Annotated in this window: 13 protein-coding genes, 2 pseudogenes and 1 riboswitch; of the genes and pseudogenes, 5 read left to right on the forward strand and 10 right to left on the reverse strand. The window is 67.1% G+C overall.

Translation table 11 applies throughout. From position 1 onward, the window contains the following. Nucleotides 1-244: 244 nt before the first annotated feature. Nucleotides 245-1,660: a hypothetical protein gene (locus AB0C96_RS32065; protein ID WP_362922297.1), complete on the forward strand. Its 1,416-nt coding sequence runs from the start codon at nt 245-247 to the stop codon at nt 1,658-1,660. 154 nt (nt 1,661-1,814) lie between these two features. Here AB0C96_RS32065 and AB0C96_RS32070 read toward each other — a convergent pair whose 3' ends face one another. The 8 genes and pseudogenes from AB0C96_RS32070 to AB0C96_RS32105 form a co-directional block, all read right to left on the reverse strand. Beyond that, entirely contained in the window at nt 1,815-2,411 is a 597-nt protein-coding gene (locus AB0C96_RS32070) for a hypothetical protein (RefSeq protein ID WP_362922299.1), read from the reverse strand. Between the two features lie 95 nt (nt 2,412-2,506). After that, nucleotides 2,507-3,187 (reverse strand): annotated as a pseudogene (locus AB0C96_RS32075) (TauD/TfdA family dioxygenase); the annotation flags it as partial. Further along, a pseudogene (locus AB0C96_RS32080) lies at nt 3,186-3,431 on the reverse strand (hypothetical protein); the annotation flags it as partial. The pseudogenes AB0C96_RS32080 and AB0C96_RS32075, both read right to left, overlap by 2 nt. Nucleotides 3,432-3,735: 304 nt before the next feature. Then, nucleotides 3,736-3,844: riboswitch (SAM riboswitch) on the reverse strand. Between the two features lie 346 nt (nt 3,845-4,190). Further along, nucleotides 4,191-7,022 (reverse strand): AAA family ATPase, encoded by a 2,832-nt coding sequence (locus tag AB0C96_RS32085; protein ID WP_362922301.1) that lies wholly within the window; start codon nt 7,020-7,022, stop codon nt 4,191-4,193. A 391-nt stretch (nt 7,023-7,413) separates the two neighbouring features. Continuing rightward, complete coding sequence (locus AB0C96_RS32090; protein WP_362922303.1) at nt 7,414-9,966, reverse strand: FtsX-like permease family protein; 2,553 nt, start codon at nt 9,964-9,966, stop codon at nt 7,414-7,416. Nucleotides 9,967-10,020: 54 nt separating this feature from the next. Next, on the reverse strand, nt 10,021-10,803 hold the full coding sequence (locus tag AB0C96_RS32095; RefSeq protein WP_362922305.1) for an ABC transporter ATP-binding protein: 783 nt from the start codon (nt 10,801-10,803) through the stop codon (nt 10,021-10,023). Between the two features lie 293 nt (nt 10,804-11,096). Next, nucleotides 11,097-11,810, reverse strand: a complete 714-nt coding sequence (locus AB0C96_RS32100) for a response regulator transcription factor (RefSeq protein ID WP_362922307.1) — start codon at nt 11,808-11,810, stop codon at nt 11,097-11,099. After that, the gene (locus AB0C96_RS32105) at nt 11,803-13,380 is read right to left on the reverse strand and encodes a histidine kinase (protein ID WP_362922309.1); all 1,578 of its coding nucleotides are present in this window, start codon (nt 13,378-13,380) and stop codon (nt 11,803-11,805) included. The genes AB0C96_RS32100 and AB0C96_RS32105 overlap by 8 nt, the downstream gene beginning before the upstream one ends. 422 nt (nt 13,381-13,802) lie before the next feature. On the opposite strand from AB0C96_RS32105, the gene AB0C96_RS32110 reads away from it, so the two are divergent. The 3 genes from AB0C96_RS32110 (at nt 13,803) to AB0C96_RS32120 (ending at nt 16,927) form a co-directional block, all read left to right on the forward strand. After that, complete coding sequence (locus AB0C96_RS32110) at nt 13,803-14,234, forward strand: MepB family protein (RefSeq protein WP_362922311.1); 432 nt, start codon at nt 13,803-13,805, stop codon at nt 14,232-14,234. Between the two features lie 800 nt (nt 14,235-15,034). After that, entirely contained in the window at nt 15,035-16,033 is a 999-nt protein-coding gene (gene ilvC / locus AB0C96_RS32115) for a ketol-acid reductoisomerase (RefSeq protein WP_362922312.1), read from the forward strand. Nucleotides 16,034-16,492: 459 nt separating this feature from the next. Further along, on the forward strand, nt 16,493-16,927 hold the full coding sequence (locus tag AB0C96_RS32120) for a VOC family protein (RefSeq protein WP_362922410.1): 435 nt from the start codon (nt 16,493-16,495) through the stop codon (nt 16,925-16,927). Nucleotides 16,928-17,090: 163 nt separating this feature from the next. Here AB0C96_RS32120 and AB0C96_RS32125 read toward each other — a convergent pair whose 3' ends face one another. After that, nucleotides 17,091-17,963: a helix-turn-helix transcriptional regulator gene (locus AB0C96_RS32125; RefSeq protein ID WP_362922314.1), complete on the reverse strand. Its 873-nt coding sequence runs from the start codon at nt 17,961-17,963 to the stop codon at nt 17,091-17,093. Nucleotides 17,964-18,168: 205 nt separating this feature from the next. Between AB0C96_RS32125 and AB0C96_RS32130 the strand changes: the two genes are divergently transcribed. After that, the gene (locus AB0C96_RS32130; protein ID WP_362922315.1) at nt 18,169-19,020 is read left to right on the forward strand and encodes an oxidoreductase; all 852 of its coding nucleotides are present in this window, start codon (nt 18,169-18,171) and stop codon (nt 19,018-19,020) included. 597 nt (nt 19,021-19,617) lie between these two features. Here the strand turns inward: AB0C96_RS32130 and AB0C96_RS32135 are convergent. Beyond that, nucleotides 19,618-20,847, reverse strand: coding sequence for a hypothetical protein (locus AB0C96_RS32135; protein ID WP_362922317.1), 1,230 nt, complete (start codon nt 20,845-20,847; stop codon nt 19,618-19,620). Between the last annotated feature and the right edge of the window lie 86 nt (nt 20,848-20,933).

A 20,933-nucleotide genomic window follows, 5' to 3' on the forward strand; every position in this document is an offset into this window, starting at 1 on the left:
AACCGACGAGACCACCCTGCCCACCGAACTCACCGCATAGCCTCAAAACGAGATCACCGAGTGGCCGTCGATACACCACTCCAGCGGACGTGACCGTGACGGCTGGCAGTTACACGACAAGCCAGCGGGCTGCTCGGCGCGCTGCTACGCTCCACCCTTGCTTGATCGTTTGCAGACCGTCCACCGGGGGAGGCGGCGCGTCGCCTCAACACCCCCATGATGTAAGGAACTAGGGGCGTAGAGCATGAGGACCGGGACGACGGTGACGTCCGTACTGCTGGCAGGTGCGCTGCTCTGCACCCTTTCCGGCTGCACTTCGGACGGCGGCGCCACCGACGGCGACGACGCGCATGGCGGTGGTACCGGAAGTGCGGGCGGCGCTCCGCTTTCGAGCAAGATCACTGCCCCGGCCGCCTTCGACGCCGCCAAGGGCTGGGAGATCCAGGCTGCATGGCTTCCCCAGGGTCAGCCCCTGCCCTACGCGGTCTCGCACAAGGCCGGCACGGTCGCGTATCTCGACAAGACCGGGCAGGGCTATGTCCTGAACGTCCGCGAGGCGTCGTCCGGCAAGGTGCTGTCGACGAGCAAGCCGTGGAGGGGCCCCAAGCTCACCGAGGAGCAGGCCGACGAGCAGTCCGGCAAGCTGGCGGTCCCGCAGATCGCTCTGGTCCCCGGCCAGGACCGCGAGTACTTTGCGGTGTGGGCGCGGGGCGAGGCGCGCAAGGACAAGCTCCACGAGTACAAGGAGGTCGTCTCCGTGGCCTTCTACCCGGCCGATGCCTCCGGACAGGGCATCGCTCCGGCCGGGACGGGCAACGCGGAGGCGCCGGACGGCAAGTTCGACCGGCCCATCATCCTCCCCGGACCGGGAGGCATGGTCGTCACCTCGTACGGAGGCGACAGCATCCTGGTGTCCCCCGACGGCAAGGCCACCGACACCAGCGACGCGAAGGTCACCATCAACGGCAAGGCGGTCGACCCCGACTACCTGATGTCGTTCCAGGGCCCGAAGGGACTGGTGACCAACGGCGAAGAGGGCACCGGGGGTGACGGCGGCTTCGGCGCCGACGGCGGCTGGCAGAGCACGAAGGTGGCTCCGCCCGGGGTTGAAGCCATCCGCAAGTACGAGAACGTCGGCTTCGGCATGGAGGAGACACCGAACGGCCGCATCGTCGGTGCCGCCGGCAACTACGTGATCGCCAACTGGCTCAAGGCGAAGGACGACATCTCCGCCGTGCACGACCTTTCAACCGGCGCTGTCCGGGCCACCGCCGCTTGCCGTACCAGGGACACCGAGTACGCCATCCGCATTCCGAGCCCGAAGGCGGAGACGAAGCCGGCCCTGTCCCCCAACGGCCGCTTCCTGGTCAAGGGCGGGAACGTCTTCGACCTGAAGACGGGCAAGGGCACGTGCACCGACAGCGGTAAGGGAGCCAAGAAGATCAACCTCGCGTCCGTCGGCGACGACGGCACCGCCTACGGCTCGGCCGGCGAGGACGCGCCGCGGACCCCGGTCTCCGTCTCCGCCACCACGGGCGCCGCCACCCCCCTGCCGGGGAAGACCATCACCCCTGACGCCATGGCCAAGGGCGCGGGCGTGTTCGTCACATACGCCGGCACAGACACCATGCGCCTGATCATCCTCAACCTGAAGAACTGAACGGACGAATCGCACCCTTGTAGGGGCTGACGCCGCGCGCGGTTGCCCCCTCGTTGAATCAATGCCGTGCTGGCCTGGCGGCCTGCTTCCAGTGAGGCGGCCACTGAACTTGATCGGGTGATGTCGGCCCTGTTCGTCGGATCTCGGCCCCCGCTCATCCGGCCCGGCCATGGTCGGCAGCGGGGGCCGCGGCGGCCATCTCAAGGCCCTCCAGTAGGTACCCTGCGTCGACTCGAATACCCTCATCCTGATCAGAGTTTCGAATTTCCTCTGCGATTTCCCGCAACTCTGTGCTGACTGTCGCGTAGCCAATGCCCACAAGCACGGCGCGTCGAACTTCCCGATCCGGATGTCGAATTGCTGACCGAAAGGCCTCCGAGACGACAGGGACATCCCTCCGCGTCGCAGAGAGTGCGCCGACATAGATGCCTTGAATAATGGCGTCGCTGTCGCTTCCGGTGGAAATGAGACGCATGCTGTCCTGGAACGTCCAGGTAGCCAGGCCCGTGCGGACCGCTTCGCTTAGGTGGGCGATCCTCTCGCCTCTGATCGTGATGTAACTGACGCCTAGGGTCGGATCTTCAAGATAATCGAGACTCGTGGTTTCGTCGCAGGTTTCCCAGCCGAACCTGGTCGGGGTCTCATCCTCTCGGGTTGCCTCCACGATATTCAAGTTTTGATTCCATGCAAAAGCCTGGACATCTCGCAGACTTGCATATGCCTTCAGAGCAATCCTTGTCCCGACACTCATTGCGCCATCCTCTCCCCTTGGTCAACCCGTGATCAATACCAGGCGACGAACGACTACTCGGCGTGGACGCACCCGGCAGCCGGAGTCCGTGGGCGTCAGGCCACGGCGGGTGTGTAGTGGCCGGCGCCACCGCCTTCGATGGCGCGGCTGGAGGCGCCGTCGACGCCCACTGGAGCGTCCCCCGCGACGGTCACCCGGTGCAGCAGGCGCGGCAGGTCGCCGTAGTCGTCGGGGGCGTAGTGCTGGGTGACGCGGTTGTCGAACAGGACGAGGTCACCCGGTGTCCGGGCCACCCGGACGATGTTCTCCGGCCGCGTCACGTACGACTGGAAGATGCGCAGCAGGTCCCGGGACTCGGACGGGCCGAGGCCCACGATGGTCTGCGCGAAGCCGCCGATGAAAAGACCGCGTTCCCCCGTCTCGGGGTGCACCCGTACCGCCGGGTGCGCGGTGCGGTACGTGCGTGAGACGAACTGCTTACGGTGCTCGGCCTCCTTGTCGTTCTTCGGGGCGGCGTAGTCGTAGTCGTTGGTGTGCACCGCCCACGGTTCGTCCGCCAGTTCGCGCAGCGGCTCGGGCAGGTCCTGGTAGGCCCCGGCCGAGTTGGCGATCAGAGTGTTGCGGCCGTAGGGCGGGACGACGATGCTGCGCAGGGTCGACGCCTTCGGGGGCGTGCGGACGAAGGTGACGTCGGTGTGCCAGCGGTTGGCGCGGATGCCCTCGTCACCGTCGACGGGCAGGATGTTGGGCTGGCCGTTCACGGACCGGACGGTGGGGGGTGGTCACCAGTCCGTGGGCGATCTGGGCGACCAGCACCGGCACGATCGCCGTGGCGATCCAACGGCCGGGTCTGCGCAGCGGCAGCACCCGCTGTGCCGCCAGTGGCCGCGGTGCGGTGTCGTCACCCGGCCGTTCGGCCTCGCCAGTACGTGCGGTACGAGGCTCGGGGGAGGGGTCGGGGGTTGCCTCGGCAGGAGGCGTTGAGGCGAGCAATGCAGCAGCGCCAGGGGGTTCACTCATGGAGGACTCCAGCGAATTCGGACACCCCGGACCGCCGGATGCCGCAGCGGGACGGCCCAGCCGGGGGCCCTGTGTGACGATGCGTACGGGGACGCGTGGAACGGCGCGAGGGCAAGGAGGGCGCGCACCGCGACGGCGGTGGCGTCAGAGATTCAGAAGACCGTCAGCCTTCAGCCTTGGCAGACGGCACGGCAGGTGCCGGTACACAGAGCGCTGTTGACGCGGAGCAGGTCGACTGACCGGTTCGCGCACAGCAGCAGGCAGCCACGGCGCCGCCGTCACCGTCTCTGTTCCGGCCCAACTGGCCTCGCGCTTACCGAAAGTCTTCCGGTCCGGTCGTCACCTGGGGCACCCCACCGCGGCGCGAGGGTTGCCGGTCAGCAAGCCAGGGCTTGTCGCTGACACTCATGACCGATCTGCGGCGTAGGTTAGACAGACCTCGGACATGTTTGTCAAAGCCTGCCCGGCCTCTGGGACGACGAAACGAGTCCGAACAGACCTGGCGGAAGGCGCGGCGACGGCGCCCAGCGGAACTCCTCGATGCACCCGGGAACGACAACGGCAAGCCCCCGCCTCTGCCCGCTGGGCAGAGGTCGAGGGCAGAGTCCCGACGCCCGAGACAGGCGTCGCAACGACGGTGGCCAGCCGGTGGCCGGACGCCACCGCAGGTGTAGCGCGGCAAAAGGCGGGAATGCGGGCGGTCCGGTTGTGCACAGGCGACGGCAGCATCAGTGCCGACGGACGCCGAGCCAGGGGCGATCAGCCCGTTGGCTGTCCATCGTCGGGACTGTGCCGGCGTATGACTTCGGCTGCGAGTTGGACGCGCGAGGTCATGTCGAGTTTCTTGAGGATGTTGGACACGTGCGTGCTGACCGTGCGTCGGGAAATGGTCATGAGGGTGCCTATCTGGGGGTTGGAGTGGCCGCGGGCGACGTGACCGGCGACGATGTGTTCGGTGGTGGTCAGGGCGTCCCAGCCGCAGCGGGCGTCATCGTGCGCCCTCCGTGGGCTTCGGGTGATGGAGCGGAGGCGGAACAGAGCGCGAGCGCTGTCCCGACTGGCACCCAGGGAGTCGTATATCTCCAGGGCTTGGCTGAGGCGTGCGCGGGCCTCGGCCGGCCGTTGGATGTGGGCGAGAAGTTCTGCGGCGTCGGCGTACGCGTGTGCCTCGTGCAGGGGACGTGAGGCGGTGTGGTAGTGGCGGGCGGCTTCCAGGAGCAGGTGAGGGTCCCGAGCCACGAGCCCTTGGCATCTGTAGACGTCACCGAGGTGATTGGGCGCGTTGCTGTGGTCGGCTCTCCTCTGGGCGGCTGTGGTGACGCGGTGGGCGGTGGTGGTGTCTCCGTGGGCCAGGGCGAGTTGGACGATGTCGGGTGCGAGGAAGCCGAGGATGAGTTGGCCGGGCAGGTGGCCTATGCCCTGGTCGAAGGCGGTTGCGAGTTGGGAGTATGCGTCCTTGGTGTTGTTGTGTGCCTCGTCGAGGCGAACGCTTGCGGAGAGCGGTAGGTACTCGTAGAACCGGGCGATCGATCCGGGGTCCTGCGTGGACGCGGTGGCGTTGAGGTGCGTTTGGGCGATGTCGTGTTGGCCGCGGTGGAGTGCGATGAGTGCGGCGATTGCCCGCAGGGGTCGGCTCATCGCATACGGCTGTGCGAGATCCAGTCCTGCCTCGACGTCCGCCAGGGCGTCGTCCCATCGGCCCGTGTTGAAGGCCAGGAGTGCGCAGGAGAGGTGGTACCAGGGCGAGAAGAGACCGCCGATGTGTTCTGTGGTCGTGCGGGCGGCGGCCAGTGTGTGGTGGGCTTCCTGGCTTCGGTCGAGTTCTGTGTAGAAGTTGGCCAGGGCCAATTGAAGTCCGAGGTGCTGAGCCGGGTGGATGGAGTGCGGAGGCAGCCGGACTGCCTGCCGAGCCAGCTCCAGTGCTTCGGCGCCCGGTGCTTCGAGGAAGCCTTTGGCCGCCAGAATCTGCAACGCGTAAGCCAAGGCATGGGGATCGCCGGCATCTTCAGCGGTGCGCCGGGCGGCCATCGCGCGCGCCCCGGCCTGTTGCACCTCGCCCATCGCGAACAGGCACACCGCGCTGAACGCGTGGAACCGGTTCCTCTCGATGGCGGGCAGCCTGGCGCTTGCGCGGGCGGCTCGCGACTCGATCAGCGCCACGTCCGGCCGGTCGCTGGCGAGGGCGGCCTGAACGATGACCCACCGCATGGCGCATTCCATGCCGGGGTCCTGAGTTCGGGCCAGTACGTGGCGGGCCTCGTCGTCCGCTTCGGCCAAGTGGCCGCAGGACAGGTGGGCTATGACGTGATGCAGCCGCAGATCACCGTAGTGCGGGTCGGCCGGGTCGGCGATGTCCAAGGCCCTGTCGAGCAGACGCAGGAGGAGCGCGGGGGAGCGCGTGGTGAGGCGCGGCGCCGACTCCACCAGCCATGCGATCAGGAACTCACCTTGTGGCGCTGCGTAGAGCAGGTGCTCGGCGACTCGTTCGGGGGCGGTACCCGCGCCCGCGAGCACCTGCGCCGCTTTCAAATGCACCATGGAGCGGACGGGGCCGGTGACCGCGTCGGCCAGGGTGTGCCGGATGAGGTCATGGCGGAAAGCCAGTCGATCGCCGGTGTCTCGCAGGACTCCAGCCGCTTGGGCTTCCGTGATGATGCCCAGCACCTCATGGGGTGGTCTGCCGATGACCGCACCGAATTCGCCGAGCGTGCAGTTGTCGCCCACCACGGCGGCGACACGCAAAGCGTGCAGCGCGTCATCGCTGAGGCAAGCCAGCCGGTGCTTGATCAGGTTGGGCAGTGACGGCGAACACCGCGCGGTGGTCTCCGCGGTCCCACCTCTTATGTCGATCGCCCGTTCGCGCGCCAGCGCGTCGACCAGCTCTCTGAGGTACAAGGGGTTTCCTGCTGCCCCCTCGGCCATGCGACGTAGGCGTGGGCCGGGTCGGCCGCCGGACAAGGCCGCCAGCATCTGTGAGACGTCGGGTGGGCTGAGCGGCGTCAGTTCCACAACGGTGTGGTTGCGTACGCCGATGCTATGGACGAGCAGGTCCACCTCCCTGACCCTGGGCACCGGCCGACAGGCGCCGATGATCAGCAAGGGCAGCTGATGCACCGAAGCCATCAATCGCCGCAGCACCAGCAGACTCGCCGGATCCGCCCACTGCAAGTCATCTAGGATGAGCGCCGCTGGTCCTCGCGCGCACAACTCCTCGACCAGACCCAGCATCGCCTCAACCGTCGCCGCGTCCGCAGCACCGATTGCGCCCGGTAGCCCGTACCGAACCTCGCCCCGCAGGATCTCGGCAACGCGAGCTCGATCCGGGTCGGTTGGCGCCGCGTCGACCGCCAGGCAGGCCGACATGACAGCGAACGGATGCTGCCGCTCCACCTCCTGCCCGGCATGACACAGCACCTGCATGCCCAGGCTCTCGGCGTGCGCGGCCATCTGCTCCACCAGGGCCGTCTTGCCCACCCCCGCCTCACCGACGACGAACGCAGTCTCCCCTTCACCCGCTACGGAACGGGCCGCCAACCGGGTAAGCGTCGCTGTCTCTTTTTCACGCCCCAGAAGGCGGTTTGGATGCGTCATGCCCTGTACCTCTGTTCTGGTCAGCGACCCAGGGCGACTTCGCCGCCCGCCATGGGGCGAGCAAATCGAAGGTACCAGGGGTCTTCTGACCTTTGGAACCGATCTATTTGCGTGTTGGCGCCTTCCAAGCTACGGAGGGTCAGCCCTGTCGTCACCATTACGTGACCGTGTCGCAGATCACATCCGCGCGTGTCGAGTGCACCGCCGCTGCATTCAGGTGTATCCGCGATGTCAGCCCGATTCAGGCAGTCACGGTTCTGATCGCCCGAACAGGCACGGGTGTGCAAGGGGGCAGGACCTATGAGGGCCGTAGAGGCCGGCTGGCCCCGAAATTGCCAGCAGAGTTCCCTCCGGGTTCCGGAGCGAAGCCCCTAAGGGCGTGGGGGTGGAATCATTCCGTCTTAATGGAGCCGAGGAGGTCCAGATTCGCCGCCCTCCGTGCGGGCCAGCTCGCCGCCAGTACGCCCACCAGGGCCGCCAGCGGGAGGAAGAGCGCGATTCGCGGCCACGGAATGACCATGACATACCCCTGAACGTCCGGGGTGATCGCATGGCCTGCCGCCCAGGCGATGAACAGGCCAAGCACTACACCGGTCACCGCACCGAAGAGCGAGATGACCACCGACTCCAGCCGGATCATCCGCTTCACCGCGCCGCGGTCGAGGCCGACCGCGCGGAGCATGCCGATTTCGCTGCGCCGCTCGAAGACGGACATGGCCAGGGTGTTGATGACACCGAGCACCGCGATGATCAGGGACATGCCCAGCAGCCCGTACATGATGTTGAGCGTGGTGTCGGTCCGGCCGCCGAAGGCGTCTCGGATGCCCTGCTGGTCCATGACCGAGATGGCGGGGTTGTCGCCGAGGCCGTCGGTGATGGCCTGGGCGGTCTTGGCGTCGGCCCCACCGGAGACGGTGACCAGAAGCCGGTGGATCTCGGGCCTGCCCAGGTGCGGTGTCACCATCTGGTCCGGCATGACCACCGACGAAAGCACGAGGTTGTCGGCGAAGGTCCCGCCGACCGTCATGCGGGCCTTCGTACCGTCGGGGTAGTTGACGTGGAGTGGTGCGCCCACCTTCCAACCGTGCTTCCTGGCGACCTGGTCGTCGACCAGGAGCTTGCCGTCGCCCAGCGCGTTTTGCGAGCCGTGGACCGTCTTGATCTTGACCGTCTTGGCCAACCCGTCAGGGTCTGCCGCGGTGACCGACCGCCGGTCGCCGCCCACATCAACCTGAGCCTGTCGCAAGGCGGTTGCCGCGGTGACGCCTGGCACCTTGGAGATCTGGCTGGCCGCCGATTCCTCGATCGACGTGCCGTTGAGTGCCTGAACCATGTAGTCGGCCGACAGGTTGTCCACCGTCCTGTGGTCGACGACCCGGCCGACGGAGACACCCAGCACCGTAAGACCGGTGACCAAGGTCAGTCCGATGGTCAGCGCCGAGGCGGTGGCGCCGGTACGGCGCGGGTTGCGCCGGGCGTTGGCGGCGGCGAGGTTGCCGCAGACCCCGAACATCCGCGTCGACGGCGGCCGAGCGGCGGCGATGGCCGGCTGCGACAGCAGCGGTGCCAGCGTGATCACACCGACGAGCAGCAGGAATGACCCGGCACCGATGAGGTACGCGGTGCCGTTCCTGAGGGTCGACGCACTGCCTGCGGCGATCAGCGCGGCACCGGCCACAGCCAAGAACGCTCCGACCGCATTTCGTATCGCAAGGGACTTGGTTGGTGCGGGCAGGGAGGAGCTGTTCATCGCCGCCACCGGCGGGATCTTCGCGGCCCGGCGGGCGGGCAGCCAGGCGGCCGACATGGTGATCAGCACACCCACCGCGAACGTCGCGACCACCGTCGTCGGCGCGACCACCAGCGGACCCGAAGGCACCTTGAAGCCCAAGGAACCAATAGCCGAGCGCAGTGCCACGGCGATCCCGACGCCGCCCCCGAAGCCGGCTGCCGACGCGGTGGCTCCCACGATCAGCGCCTCGGTGAGCACCGAGCGGCTCACCTGGTGGCGGCTCGCGCCCAGCGCCCGCAGCAGTGCCAGCTCCTTGGCGCGCTGCGCCACCAGCATGGTGAAGGTGTTGGCGATCAGGAAGATCCCGACGAACACCGCGATGGCGGCGAAGACCAGCAGGACGATGCCCATCAGGCTGAACTGCTGCTCGATGTGCTGGGCCTGCTGGTCGGCGAGCTGCTTGCCGGTCTGTGCGGTGGTACTGCCGTCCTTGGGCAGCAACGGGGTGACCTCGTCGAGGATCTTCTGTTGTGAGACGCCCTTGTCGGCGGTGACGGTTACGTCCGAGAAGTGACCGGGGGCCAGGTAGAGCGACTGGGCGCTGGCGGTGTCGAACAGCGCCAGTGACCCGCCGGCGCTGACCGCGCTGTCGTCGGTGGTGAAGACGCCGGTGACGGTGTACGTCTTGACCGGCCCGTTGGTGGCGATCCGCGCCGGGTCGCCGACGTGGAGGCCGCCCGTGTCGGCGGTGTCCTTGTCCAGCGCGACCTCACCGGTGCGCGCCGGGCCGCGGCCGGAGACGAACGCGTAGCGCGGGTCCCTGCCGTTCGTGCCGGGCGCGAAGTTGGTACCGGAGTTGACCGAGGTGGTTCCGATCAACTTGCCCTTGGTGTCGGCGACTCCGGCGAACCCGGAGACCTGCCCGGTGGCGGAGGCGACGCCGGGCAGCTTGCCGATCCGGTCGACGGTCTGTTGGCTGATGCCCTCGTCGTGCTTCTTGCCGCGCGGCGGGCCGGAGGGGCTGCCGGAGGAGGTGATGGCGGCGGCCACGTTGTCGTACGACTTGGCCGACTGGTTCTTGTAGGCGTTGCCGAGGGTGTCGGTGAAGACCAGGGTGCCGGAGACGAAGGCGACGCCGAGCAACACGGCGAGCACCGTCATCAGCAGCCTGGCCTTGTGCGCGAGCACATTGCGCAGGGCGGTGCGGAACATGGTTCAGTCCTGGGAGTACGGGAGCGGATCGGTGGTGCCGGCGGTCCGGCGTGCTCAGCCGGTGCCGTCCTCGGCATCGAAGCGCCTCATGCGGTCCAGGACGTCGTCCGCCGTCGGGTTCCGCAGCTCGTCGACGATGCGGCCGTCGACGAGGAAGACCACACGATCGGCGTAGGAGGCGGCCACCGGGTCGTGGGTGGCCATCACCACGGTCTGCCCCAGCTCGCGAACGGACTCCCGCAGAAAGCCTAGGATCTCGGCTCCCGAGCGGGAGTCGAGGTTGCCGGTCGGCTCGTCCGCGAAGATGATCTCCGGTCGGCTTGCCAGCACGCGAGCCACGGCGAGCCTTTGTTGCTGGCCACCGGAGAGCTGGGAGGGGCGGTGCCGAAGCCGTTCGGAGAGGCCGACGGTCCGCACGACCAGGTCCAGCCACTGCTGATCGGGCTTGCGGCCGGCGATGTCCATGGGCAGCGTGATGTTCTCGACGGCGTTCAGCGTGGGGAGCAGATTGAACGCCTGGAAGATGAAGCCGATCTTGTCCCGGCGGAGCTCGGTGAGCCGTCGGTCGTTGAGGCCGGACAGCTCGGTGTCACCGATCCGGGCAGATCCGGTGGAGAAGGTGTCGAGCCCGGCCATGCAGTGCATCAGCGTCGACTTGCCGGAGCCGGACGGTCCCATGATCGCGGTGAACCGGCCGCGCGCGAACTCCACGGACACCGAGTCGAGGGCGACGACGCGAGTCTCGCCCCGGCCGTAGACCTTGCTCAGATCCGTGGCGCGCGCGGCCACGCCGGAGGGGGCCCGGTGGGTTGTGAGGGTAGCTGCTGCCTGCGACATCAGGGCTCCTGGAGAGGGCGGTCAACTCCCTTCCAGCGTGGCCGCGCAGGCGCCACGGATCCGTCCCTCTGATGGAGGGAATGAGTGGCCTACCGAAGGACATAGCGGCAGCGGGGCGTACGCCTCGCGGACCACAGGGCCTCTACCTTTGGGAAGAGATGTCCGAGACCTTCCCCGAGGCGGCCTTCCGACTCTGGTCGCCACCTGGGAGCTCTTGCGGAGGCTGCCCAAGGGCCAGCGGCGCCCCGGGCGCGGCGGTGCCGCACCTCGGACACGGTCCGAGGCAGGGGCCTTCAGCCCATGAGGCCGGCCTGGTGGGCCAGGAGGGCCGCCTGGACCCGGCTGCCCGACCCCGTCTTCTCCAGGATCGAGCGGACGTGCGTCTTGACCGTCCCCACACCGATACCGAGGCGCTGCCCGATCTCCAGGTTGGACAGCCCCTGCCCCAGCATGACCAGTACCTCGCGCTCCCGGTCGGTCAGTCCCGCGAGCCGAAGGTCCGGTGCTGCGGCCCCAGCCTCTGCGGCGGCCCCGCCGCGCAACATCCGCTGGATGACAGCTCCGGTGACGCCGGGCGAGAGGACCGCGTCCCCCGCCGCCGCGGCCCGTACCGCGCTGATCAGCTCCTGCGGCCCGTCGTCCTTGAGGAGGAAGCCAGTGGCACCGGCCCGCAGAGCCCGGATGACGTTCTCCTCCTCGCCGAAGGTGGTGAGTATGACGACCTGCGGCTTGGGGGCGAGGGTGACCAGCCGCTCGATGGCCGCGAGCCCGTCGAGTACGGGCATATGGATGTCGAGGAGTACCACGTCGGGCCGGTGCTCGGCGGCGAGCCGAGCGGCGTCGGCGCCGTTGGTAGCCTCGTCCACCACCTCGATGCCGTCGGCATGCCGCAGGATCAGCCGGACACTGTGACGGATCATCTCCTCGTCGTCGGCGACCAACACCCGGACCGTGGAACCCGTTCCGGGACTCGCCACGAAATCGTCACCGTCGGTGCGGTCAGTCATGCGCCCTGCTCTCGTGGGGCCTCTCGGCCACCGTAGGCACCGTAAAGCGGTCGATCGCGATCAGCGTGTCGGAGCGGAAACAGTAGCGGACGATCGCGAGCCGCCCGCCCTGCGGCTTGCTCCGAACGTACGGATAGAGGCAGTCGGTGGCGGACTCGGGTCGTTCGGGCTCATGGCCAAATGCAAGCGCGCGCACTGCGCTGTCGTCTCCGGTCAGGAAGTGCTCCACCTGCTGCTTCGACATCCCTACCTGAGGTGACGTGAGGTGGTGTCCGAGTCCGGGCTGGGCCGCGTGCACCATCACCACCCCGAACAGCATCATCAGGCTCACGCACACCAGGCCGAGCAGGCCGGTGACGGCGCTGGTGAACCGCCGCTGGACGCGGGAGAGCCCGCTGGCGGGCCCAACGGTGCCGACCGCCGCCGCCTCGTACGGTGCCGCGTCGGCCGAGACCCCACTGCTCCCCGGATCCGCGGGGATCTCCGCCGCGACGGTGAACCCGCCGCCCGGCATCGAGCCCGCCTCAAAAGTGCCACCGAGCAGCGTCACCCGCTCCCGCAGGCCGATCAGCCCGCGCCCGGAACCCAGACCCGTAGGGGCGGCGGGATCCTGGTCCGCAACGCCGTTGCGGACCAGGATCCCCACCCGCTCGTCGGCGTGCGTGACCGCGACGGTCACATGGGCCCCGGCCGCATACCGGTGGACGTTGGTCAGCGACTCGCGCACCACCCGGTGCACCGCCCGCCGCACACGGGCCGGCCGCGCGTCGAGATCCTCCCCCTGCCACGAGAACTCGACGGGAATGCCGCCGCCGCGTGAATCCTCAACCAGTGCCTCGATGTCCGAGCGGGTGCCCGTCGCGTCGGTCAGCACGTCGGTGCCGGTGTCCCGCCCCAGCGGGCCGAGAACCCGCAACGTCTGGCGCAGCTCCTGCATCGCCTCACGGGTAGCCCGGCGCACCATCGAGGCCTCCTCCCGCAGCTGCGGCGACTGCTCGCGCAGCGCCATCTCCAGACCGCCCACATGCAGCGAGATCAGGCTCAGCCGGTGTCCGACCAGATCGTGCATCTCCGCGGCGATGCGCGACCGCTCGTGCATGCGCGACTCGCTGTCCGCAAGCCGCCGCGCCTCCTCGGCGGCGGCCGCACGCTCGCGCAGCGCCTGCAACAACCGGTCCTGCTGCCCGCCCGCCGTGCCAACCAGGCCCGGCACGAGGACCGTGGTCGCGGCGAGCACCGCACCGAGCGCGAGCCCGGACGACCTGCTGCCGATACCGGTGTCAGGAGCTGATGCAAAGCAGGCCAGCATGGCCAGCGCGACTGCCGCGAGCAGCAGCCCGGCGCGTCTCCGCGGCGCCTCCGTCTGCCGGGCAAATGTGTACGCGGCCACCGCAGTCAGCAGCCCCATGGGGGGTTGCGCCATAAGCGGCTGGAGGCCCATCAGCGCGGACAACCCGAGCATGCTCACTGCCGGAAACCGGCGCCGTACCACCATCAGCCCGACGCCGATGAACGCCAGGAACACCGCGTACCCGCTCAACCGGACCGTCAACATCAACGCCTCAGCCACAAATGTGAGCAGCACCAGCAGGCCGGCTGCAACCGCCTCACCCGCGGCCCGCCACAGCCACCACCGCCGACCTCCGGGCCCGGCGAAGGGGCCCCGAGCGACCAGACGGTGTGCGAGGACCGACGGAGCACGGGAGGACATATCGCCGATTATGCATCCCACCCGAATCGGGCTGTGCGCCGTGCCGAGGACCGTCCCCCACCGCAAGAGGCAGGGCTGACCCGGTCCAACATCTGCCGATCACGCTCCAAGACCTCATCTAAGGCAGCCAGATCGGTCTGCGCGCGTCGATGCCCCGTCCATGAAGGATGCTCGCTCGCGTGTTCGATGCGATCGATGGCGGGATGAGTGAATGGTGAGGGGCGATAGAGAGGAAACCCGGCGAGCACGGTGACGCCGGGCCCGCATTCTGGTCATGCGCGGTGCCGGTCCATCGCGACCTTCTGGCGGCGAAGGCACTGGCGTACGACCCGGGTGGCTTCACCTGCTCGCAACCAGTTCCGGAAGCGGAGAGCGCGGAGTATGCGGCGTACGTGCTTAGTCTGGACGGCCGTGATCTCAGGTTCCGTGCCGCGGAGACCGCGCCGACAAAGGTCGGTCAGTTCGTAATGGCGTGGCAGAGGTCCCCGGAAGGGCTGATGCGTCCGTTCGACACCGAGGACCGCGTTGAGCTGTTCGTCATCAGCACCCGTGACGATCAGCATTTCGGGCAGTTCGTCTTCCCTGGGGCGTCCTCCGAGAACGCGGCATCGCGGCAACCAACGCTCCGGCGGAAAACGGGCGTTCCGCGGCTATCCGCCGTGGGGGAGGGATCAGTCGATCGCGTCCGCGCCAAGGCGCCCTATCGCCCTTGAGTGACCTACTGGCAACGTGTTGAGGAGACCAGGAACCGGGACTTGGTGAGTAGGGCAATTGCTAGGGGAAACAAGGAAGGGACCTGCCAACCGATCCGGCCGCCTCCCAGGCTGACTTACACTTCGTACTTCGTTCAACTTCAAGCACCCTCGCCCCCCGCCGCCGCACCGCGCGCTTTCACGCGCTGTGTGCAGCCGCCGCATGACCCCGCCAACATCACCAACAGGGTCATGGTGTTGCAGCTGGAGTACTAGCCGAAAGGCCTGTACGTCAGATGACGGATGCATAGCTCCAGGCGCCGACATACTGTTTCGCTGCGTGGTGGACCATGAGTCGCATTCGTGGATTGACTGGATACTCGCAATGCAACCCAAAACTAGCCCCGGTAAGCCTTTCGAGGCGAGACATAGGATGTTCCCAGATTCGCTGGACAGGGCGAAGTGACACAGCTCCACGAGCTCAAGAAGCGTTCCGAATAAAACTGCGGGCACGTAGTGCAGCTCGTTGGACAGTTGTGGCCAACCTGGCAGCCGTGGCTGGGGCTACTTGCCCGGTCGCTGGCCAAGCGCATCGCCCGAGGCCAACAGCGGTTGAGCAGTTGTGAACCCCGGCGGGGTTCTTGCACGCCAGCCGAATACCGTAGCCGAATACCAGCGGCCGAATACGAGTAGCCGAATGGACTGGACCACTTTTGGCTGACCCATACGCCGACCACATGCCCAGATCCTCAAGACCCCTTTCCGCCCACCGGCATACGGTGGGAAAAGCAACCCCCACATCAGCTGAGGAGAAGTCACACATGGCTGAGCTGTTCTACGACGACGCCGCCGACCTGTCCATCATCCAGGGCCGCAGGGTCGCGGTTCTCGGCTACGGCAGCCAGGGCCACGCCCACGCGCTCTCGCTGCGCGACTCCGGTGTGGACGTGCGGGTCGGGCTGCCCGAGGGCTCCAAGTCCCGCGTGAAGGCCGAAGAGCAGGGGCTGCGCGTGGTCACGCCGGCCGAGGCCGCTGCCGAGTCGGACGTCATCATGGTCCTGGTGCCGGACCCGATTCAGGGCAAGGTCTACCGGGAGTCCATCGAGGACAACCTCAAGGACGGCGACGCGCTGTTCTTCGCGCACGGCTTCAACATCCGCTTCGACCTGATCAAGCCCCCGGCGAACGTGGACGTGTGCATGGTCGCCCCCAAGGGCCCGGGCCACCTTGTGCGCCGCCAGTACCAAGAGGGCCGCGGTGTGCCGTGCATCGTCGCGGTCGAGCAGGACGCGAGCGGCAATGCGTTCGCACTCGCGCTGTCGTACGCGATGGGCATCGGCGGCACCCGGGCGGGCGTCATCAAGACCACTTTCACCGAGGAGACCGAGACCGACCTCTTCGGGGAGCAGGCCGTCCTCGCCGGGGGCGTGTCCGCGCTGGTCAAGGCGGGCTTCGAGACCCTGGTCGAGGCGGGCTACCAGCCGGAGATCGCCTACTTCGAGTGCCTGCACGAGCTGAAGCTGGTCGTCGACCTGATGTACGAGGGCGGTCTGGAGAAGATGCGCTGGTCGATCTCGGAGACCGCCGAGTGGGGCGACTACGTCACCGGCCCGCGGATCATCACCGACGCCACCAAGGCCGAGATGAGGAAGGTCCTCGACGAGATCCAGGACGGCACCTTCGCCCGGAACTGGATCAACGAGTACAACGCGGGCCTGCCCAATTACAACGAGTACAAGAAGACCGACGAGAACCACCCCTTGGAGACGACCGGCAAGAAGCTGCGCAAGCTGATGAGTTGGGTGCACGACGAGGTGTGACGCGACCGGCGCGGTTGGGCTAGCTGGATGATTGAGTCCGCCACCTCAGAAGCCGTTCCTGGCACCAGCGCACCCCACGGGCCCCGGTCCAGGCGGGAGCTCGAAGGGCTCGGGCGATTCAAGAGGTCACCGCGCGGCGGGTTCGCAACACGGAGATCAACGAGCGAGTAACGCAGCACGTGGTGGTCACCAGGGCGCCGAACGTCACCGTTCTTGCAGTGGGCTTCATGCACCGGGCGTGGGAAAGGCATCCGTCCGGCGCCCACGCGACCACCATCATCAGCACCAGGACCGCGTACCGCTCTGACGGAAGGCTTCAGAACCCGGCTCGGCGAAGGCATCACGGTCCCAGCACTCGAACAGCCCCTTCAGCGAACCCACGCTGGAGGCTGTCCTCCCGACAACATGCGGATCCAGTCCGGGAGATGAACAACAGAGTCCCCCTGCTAGGGTGCGCCGATATCATCGATCAAGCAGTTCCAAGTCACCTTCGACTGCGCAGAACCTGCGCGCCTCGCCGGTTTTTGGTGCGAGGTGTTGGGGTACGTCGTACCGCCGATCCCGAAGGGGTTTGCCACTTGGGAGGACTACCACCGCTCGCTGCCGCCTGAGGATCAGGTCACCCACTTCGCATGCAGTGATCCCTCGGGTGTGGGCCCGCGCCTGCTCTTCCAGCGCGTTCCCGAAGGGAAGATCGTCAAGAATCGGGTGCATCTTTGCGTGCGGGCCGGCACCGGACTCGTGGGTGAAGAGCGCCTCGCCACACTGGAGGCCGAATGCGCACGGCTGGTGGCGCTTGGTGCGGTACACGTGCGAACGCTGCTTGCCGATGACGACAACGAGTCGTGCATCGTGATGCAGGACATCGAGGGCAACGAGTTCTGTCTCGACTGAGCCCCCTCCGCGACGGCGAGATCGGGGGAACCGTCTCCCTCGGGTTTCGGGACACCGACGGTGGGGTGCAAGGTCTGCCGGTGTTCCATAACGCCCATCCCGGCTCATGGGACGCTGCCACTATGGCCGACCGCTCCTCGCGGAACCGCGGACCGGCGGGCGTCTAGCGATCTGCGTGCTGCCCGTGCGAGGTCTCGGGCTGCCGTATCCATGTGGCCAGTAGCCGAAGCGCCTCTTCGGAGCTGGAGCCTGCCTCGGCGGTGTAGACACTCAGCCGCTGGTCCGGGTCGGCGGGCAGGGTGAGGGACTCGTAATTGAGGGTGAGCGGGCCGACGATCGGGTGGTGGAAGTGTTTGCTGCCATGCGTGTGCCGATACACGTTCTGGTCGGCCCACCAGCGGCGGAAGTCCTCATCCATGATCGAGAGTTCGCCGACGAGTTCGGCCAGCAGTGGATCGTGGGGATGGCGTCCGGCGTAGAGCCGGAGCGAGGCGACGATGTCCTGGGCGTGGGTGTCCCAGTGGGTGTACAGCGAGCGGGCGGTCTCGTCGCAGAACATGAACCGCACCAGGTTCCGCCCGCGGTGCGGCAGCGCGTCGAAGTCGGTGAGCAGCGCACGTGCCATCTGGTTGGACGCAAGTACGTCCAGTCGCCGCCCCAGCACAAGGGCGGGGGTGTGCTCGAGGATCCGGAGCAGGTCGCGCAGCCCCGGACGGACCGGCTGTGGACGCGTCGCCGTGCGGCGGGGCCCGCCTGCGGCGGGCTTGGCGAGCTGGAACAGATGGGTGCGTTCGACGGGATCGAGGCGTAGCGCGCGGGAGATGGCGTCCAGCACGGTCTCGGAGACGTTCAGTCGGCGTCCGCGTTCCAGGCGTACGTAGTAGTCGACGCTCACGCCCGCCAGTTGCGCGATCTCTTCGCGGCGCAGTCCTGGCACTCGCCGAGAGCCGCCGTCGTCGGGCAGGCCCGCCTGGCGCGGGGTGATCCGTGCCCGCCGAGAGCGGAGGAACTCACCGAGATCTGTGTTGCGGTCCATGCCGTTCACGATAGGGCCCAAGATCGCCCCGACGGCCCGCGAAAGGGGGACTGGCAGTGCCCCGGTCCGGCTGTCCCCGGGGCGAAGCGGACCCCCCGGAAGTCGATCAGCAGCCGATTCCGGTGCTGAAGTGGAACGTGTCGAGACCGACCGGACCCTGACCGCCCCGGTCGGCCTCTGTTCGCATCGCACGAAGGGACCTCCAGTGTCGGACACCAAGACATTCCTGATCACCGGCGTCAGCACCGGCCTGGGCCGCGCACTCGCGCGCGCGGCGTTGGCCGCGGGCCACCGGGTGGTGGGCACGGTGCGCACGCACGCCGACGCACGGGCCTTCGAGGCGCTCGCCGGCGACGCGCACGGCCGCATCCTGGACGTGACCGACCATGATGCGGTGGACACGGTCGTGGACGAGACCGAGCGCGACCTGGGCCCGGTCGACGTACTCGTCGCCAACGCCGGGTACGGCCATGACGGACTCTTCGAGGAGTCGTCGATGGATGACCTTCGCCGTCAGTTCGAGGTGAACGTCTACGGAACCGTGGCGGTGATCAAGGCCGTGCTGCCGCACATGCGGGAGCGCCGTTCGGGCCACATCATCGCCGTCACCTCGATGGGCGGGCTGATCACCATGCCGGGCCTCAGCTTCTACCACGGCAGCAAGTTCGCGGTGGAGGGCATCCTCGAAACGCTCGGCAAGGAGGTCGCCGATTTCGGCATCCATGTCACCGCCGTCGAGCCGGGCAGTTTCCGGACGGACTGGGCCGGCCGCTCGATGATCCGCGCACCCCGTGTGATCGCCGACTACGACGAGCTGTTCGAGCCGCTGCGCGCCCGGCGCATCCACGGCAGCGGGCACCAGCCGGGCGACCCGGACAAGGCCGCGGCCGCGGTGCTGCGCATCGTGGCGGCTGACCAGCCGCCGACGCGGCTGCTGCTCGGCACCGACGCGCTTCGGCTCGTCCGGGCCGGACGCGACGCCTTCGAGCGCGACATGCTGGCATGGGCCGAGCTGTCGGCCTCCACCGACTTCGACGACGTCAGCCGGTCCGCCTGACGTCACTCGCTGTCGGGCCCCCAGCGCGGAGCCTCGACGGCGGCCGTCATCACCAAACTGGCCAAATCGAACTTCCTGGTTGGGACTGACCTTATCGGAATCGGCTACGTGCACCGCGCTGGCCTGTGCGACACACGACCTGGCACCTCATCAGGAAGGGCGTCAGATGAGCGTCGAGACAATGTCGAGAGCGTCATTTCGGCGTCACGATATCGGCGCCATACCGCATACCGCATACCGCATACCGCATCCGCATACCGCATACCGCATCCGCATCCGCATCCGCATACGGTGCACATTATGCACACCTATCAAAATCGCAGGACAGTGGCGCTTTCAGTGAGTTCGAAGACCGCCATACACTCCATATGATGGATGATCCGGAAAGTCGGACCTTTTGGAACGTCTATTCCCGGCCGCTTTGGTAGTCCGAGGCGGCCGGGAACGAAAGGTCCAGCTAGGCGTAAACGGTCTAGATCAGGCCATCAGTGACACTTACCCTCATCGCCACGTGTAGGGAAGTGAGTCGCTTCATGATTCACAGCCATGAGATGAGTAGACGAGCTTCGCCTTACGCGGTTATGGCGATTCCGTTGACTAGACGCCGGCAGGCCTGGTCGACGTACACATGGCATCCGTGGATGCGGTGTCGCACTGAGTGAGGATCTCGGTGTAGGTCTTGCCGGACGCCGGATCCGTCACGCTTGACATCGGCATGTTGACGGTTGCCTGATGCTGCCACTGAACCCCGATGTCACTGGTGAAGGTCCATGTTCCGGTGCTCGACTGTATGGGCAGAGACCGAACTACCCAAGCGGTCCTACCGGGGGGAACGGTCAGGTTGTAGCTGGAGCCGGATGTCGTAGTGGTGGTAGAAGTCGTCGAGAATCCGAGTTGGGCGGAGACGTCGGCCTTTACTGGGCTGTCGACAACGGAGCCCGGGCCGAGCGTCAGGCTGAGGCCGGCGGACTCAGTGACGGCGTCCGCCGTGGACTGTGACCATGACATGCTGCACGAAAAGTTCCCGCCGCCAGCTCCGGCGCTGTTCTGGCACACCGCCCCTTGATTCGAATTTCCACCTTGATTGGAGACGAGCGTGAAAGGCCCCTGAGAGGGGCTGGGCTGCGGGTCTGACTTCGTGTATGAAGCCGAGCTGATGACGCCGGATCGGTTGTTGTACTGATTCAGTGCGTAGTAGGTCGCCAAATCATCGAGGGTCGGACCACTGTCACCGGATTGCGAAGAGCTGATGGTCAGTGGCTGATTGCCGGATGCAGATGCTCCGTTGACGCTGTGAACGCATCCCTGCAACGTGGCTGCGAGGGAGCTGATTTGGTTTCCGGTGGCGGCGCTGGATACGCACTCGTCGTTGCTGACGCTCCTGAGCAGATAGGCATTGGATGATCCGGACGGCTGGACGTAGAACTTCTGACTGCTCTGCGCCGAGTTACAGTTGGGGTTCAGGGTCAGCCCGTTGTTCTGGACATCGACACAACCGGCCTTTCCTGGGTCGTTGTTACGGATCTGGAAGCTGCCGTCCAATACCCCGTTCACCTTGACCGGCTCGAAGTTCCAGTTGTATGCGGGGCTCCCACCCTTCAGAACAAGGTCGTTGCTGTGTGAGGAACCGTCTCCGTTGAGCTGCAAGATGTAGTTCGGAGAGTGTGCCAGGCTGATATCGAGGCATCCGGTGTTGGAGTTTCTACCACACGTGGAACTATCCGCGTGGGCCGGCTCGGCGGAGAGTGCCAGCAGCGCGGAGAGCGACAGCGCGCTCAGTGCGGCAATCGATCGCACTTTGTAGCGCGGGGCTCTATCAGCGGTCATGAGTTGTCTCCCGTTTCTTTTCGTGTTCGCGCGCGGACGTAGCACGCAGGCCGCTCTTCGCGGACCTCATCTTTCGCGTGGTCAGT

Source organism: Streptomyces sp. NPDC048506 (genome assembly GCF_040651315.1).
In the GTDB taxonomy this organism is placed as follows: Bacteria; Actinomycetota; Actinomycetes; order Streptomycetales; family Streptomycetaceae; genus Streptomyces.

Bases quoted from the DNA above. Each gene is read 5' to 3' on its own strand.
- AB0C96_RS32065 (WP_362922297.1), top strand. From the start codon at position 245: ATGAGGACCGGGACGACGGTGACGTCCGTACTGCTGGCAGGTGCGCTG.
- AB0C96_RS32070 (WP_362922299.1), bottom strand. From the start codon at position 2,411: ATGAGTGTCGGGACAAGGATTGCTCTGAAGGCATATGCAAGTCTGCGA.
- AB0C96_RS32085 (WP_362922301.1), bottom strand. From the start codon at position 7,022: ATGACGCATCCAAACCGCCTTCTGGGGCGTGAAAAAGAGACAGCGACG.
- AB0C96_RS32090 (WP_362922303.1), bottom strand. From the start codon at position 9,966: ATGTTCCGCACCGCCCTGCGCAATGTGCTCGCGCACAAGGCCAGGCTG.
- AB0C96_RS32095 (WP_362922305.1), bottom strand. From the start codon at position 10,803: ATGTCGCAGGCAGCAGCTACCCTCACAACCCACCGGGCCCCCTCCGGC.
- AB0C96_RS32100 (WP_362922307.1), bottom strand. From the start codon at position 11,810: ATGACTGACCGCACCGACGGTGACGATTTCGTGGCGAGTCCCGGAACG.
- ilvC (WP_362922312.1), top strand. From the start codon at position 15,035: ATGGCTGAGCTGTTCTACGACGACGCCGCCGACCTGTCCATCATCCAG.
- AB0C96_RS32125 (WP_362922314.1), bottom strand. From the start codon at position 17,963: ATGGACCGCAACACAGATCTCGGTGAGTTCCTCCGCTCTCGGCGGGCA.
- AB0C96_RS32135 (WP_362922317.1), bottom strand. From the start codon at position 20,847: ATGACCGCTGATAGAGCCCCGCGCTACAAAGTGCGATCGATTGCCGCA.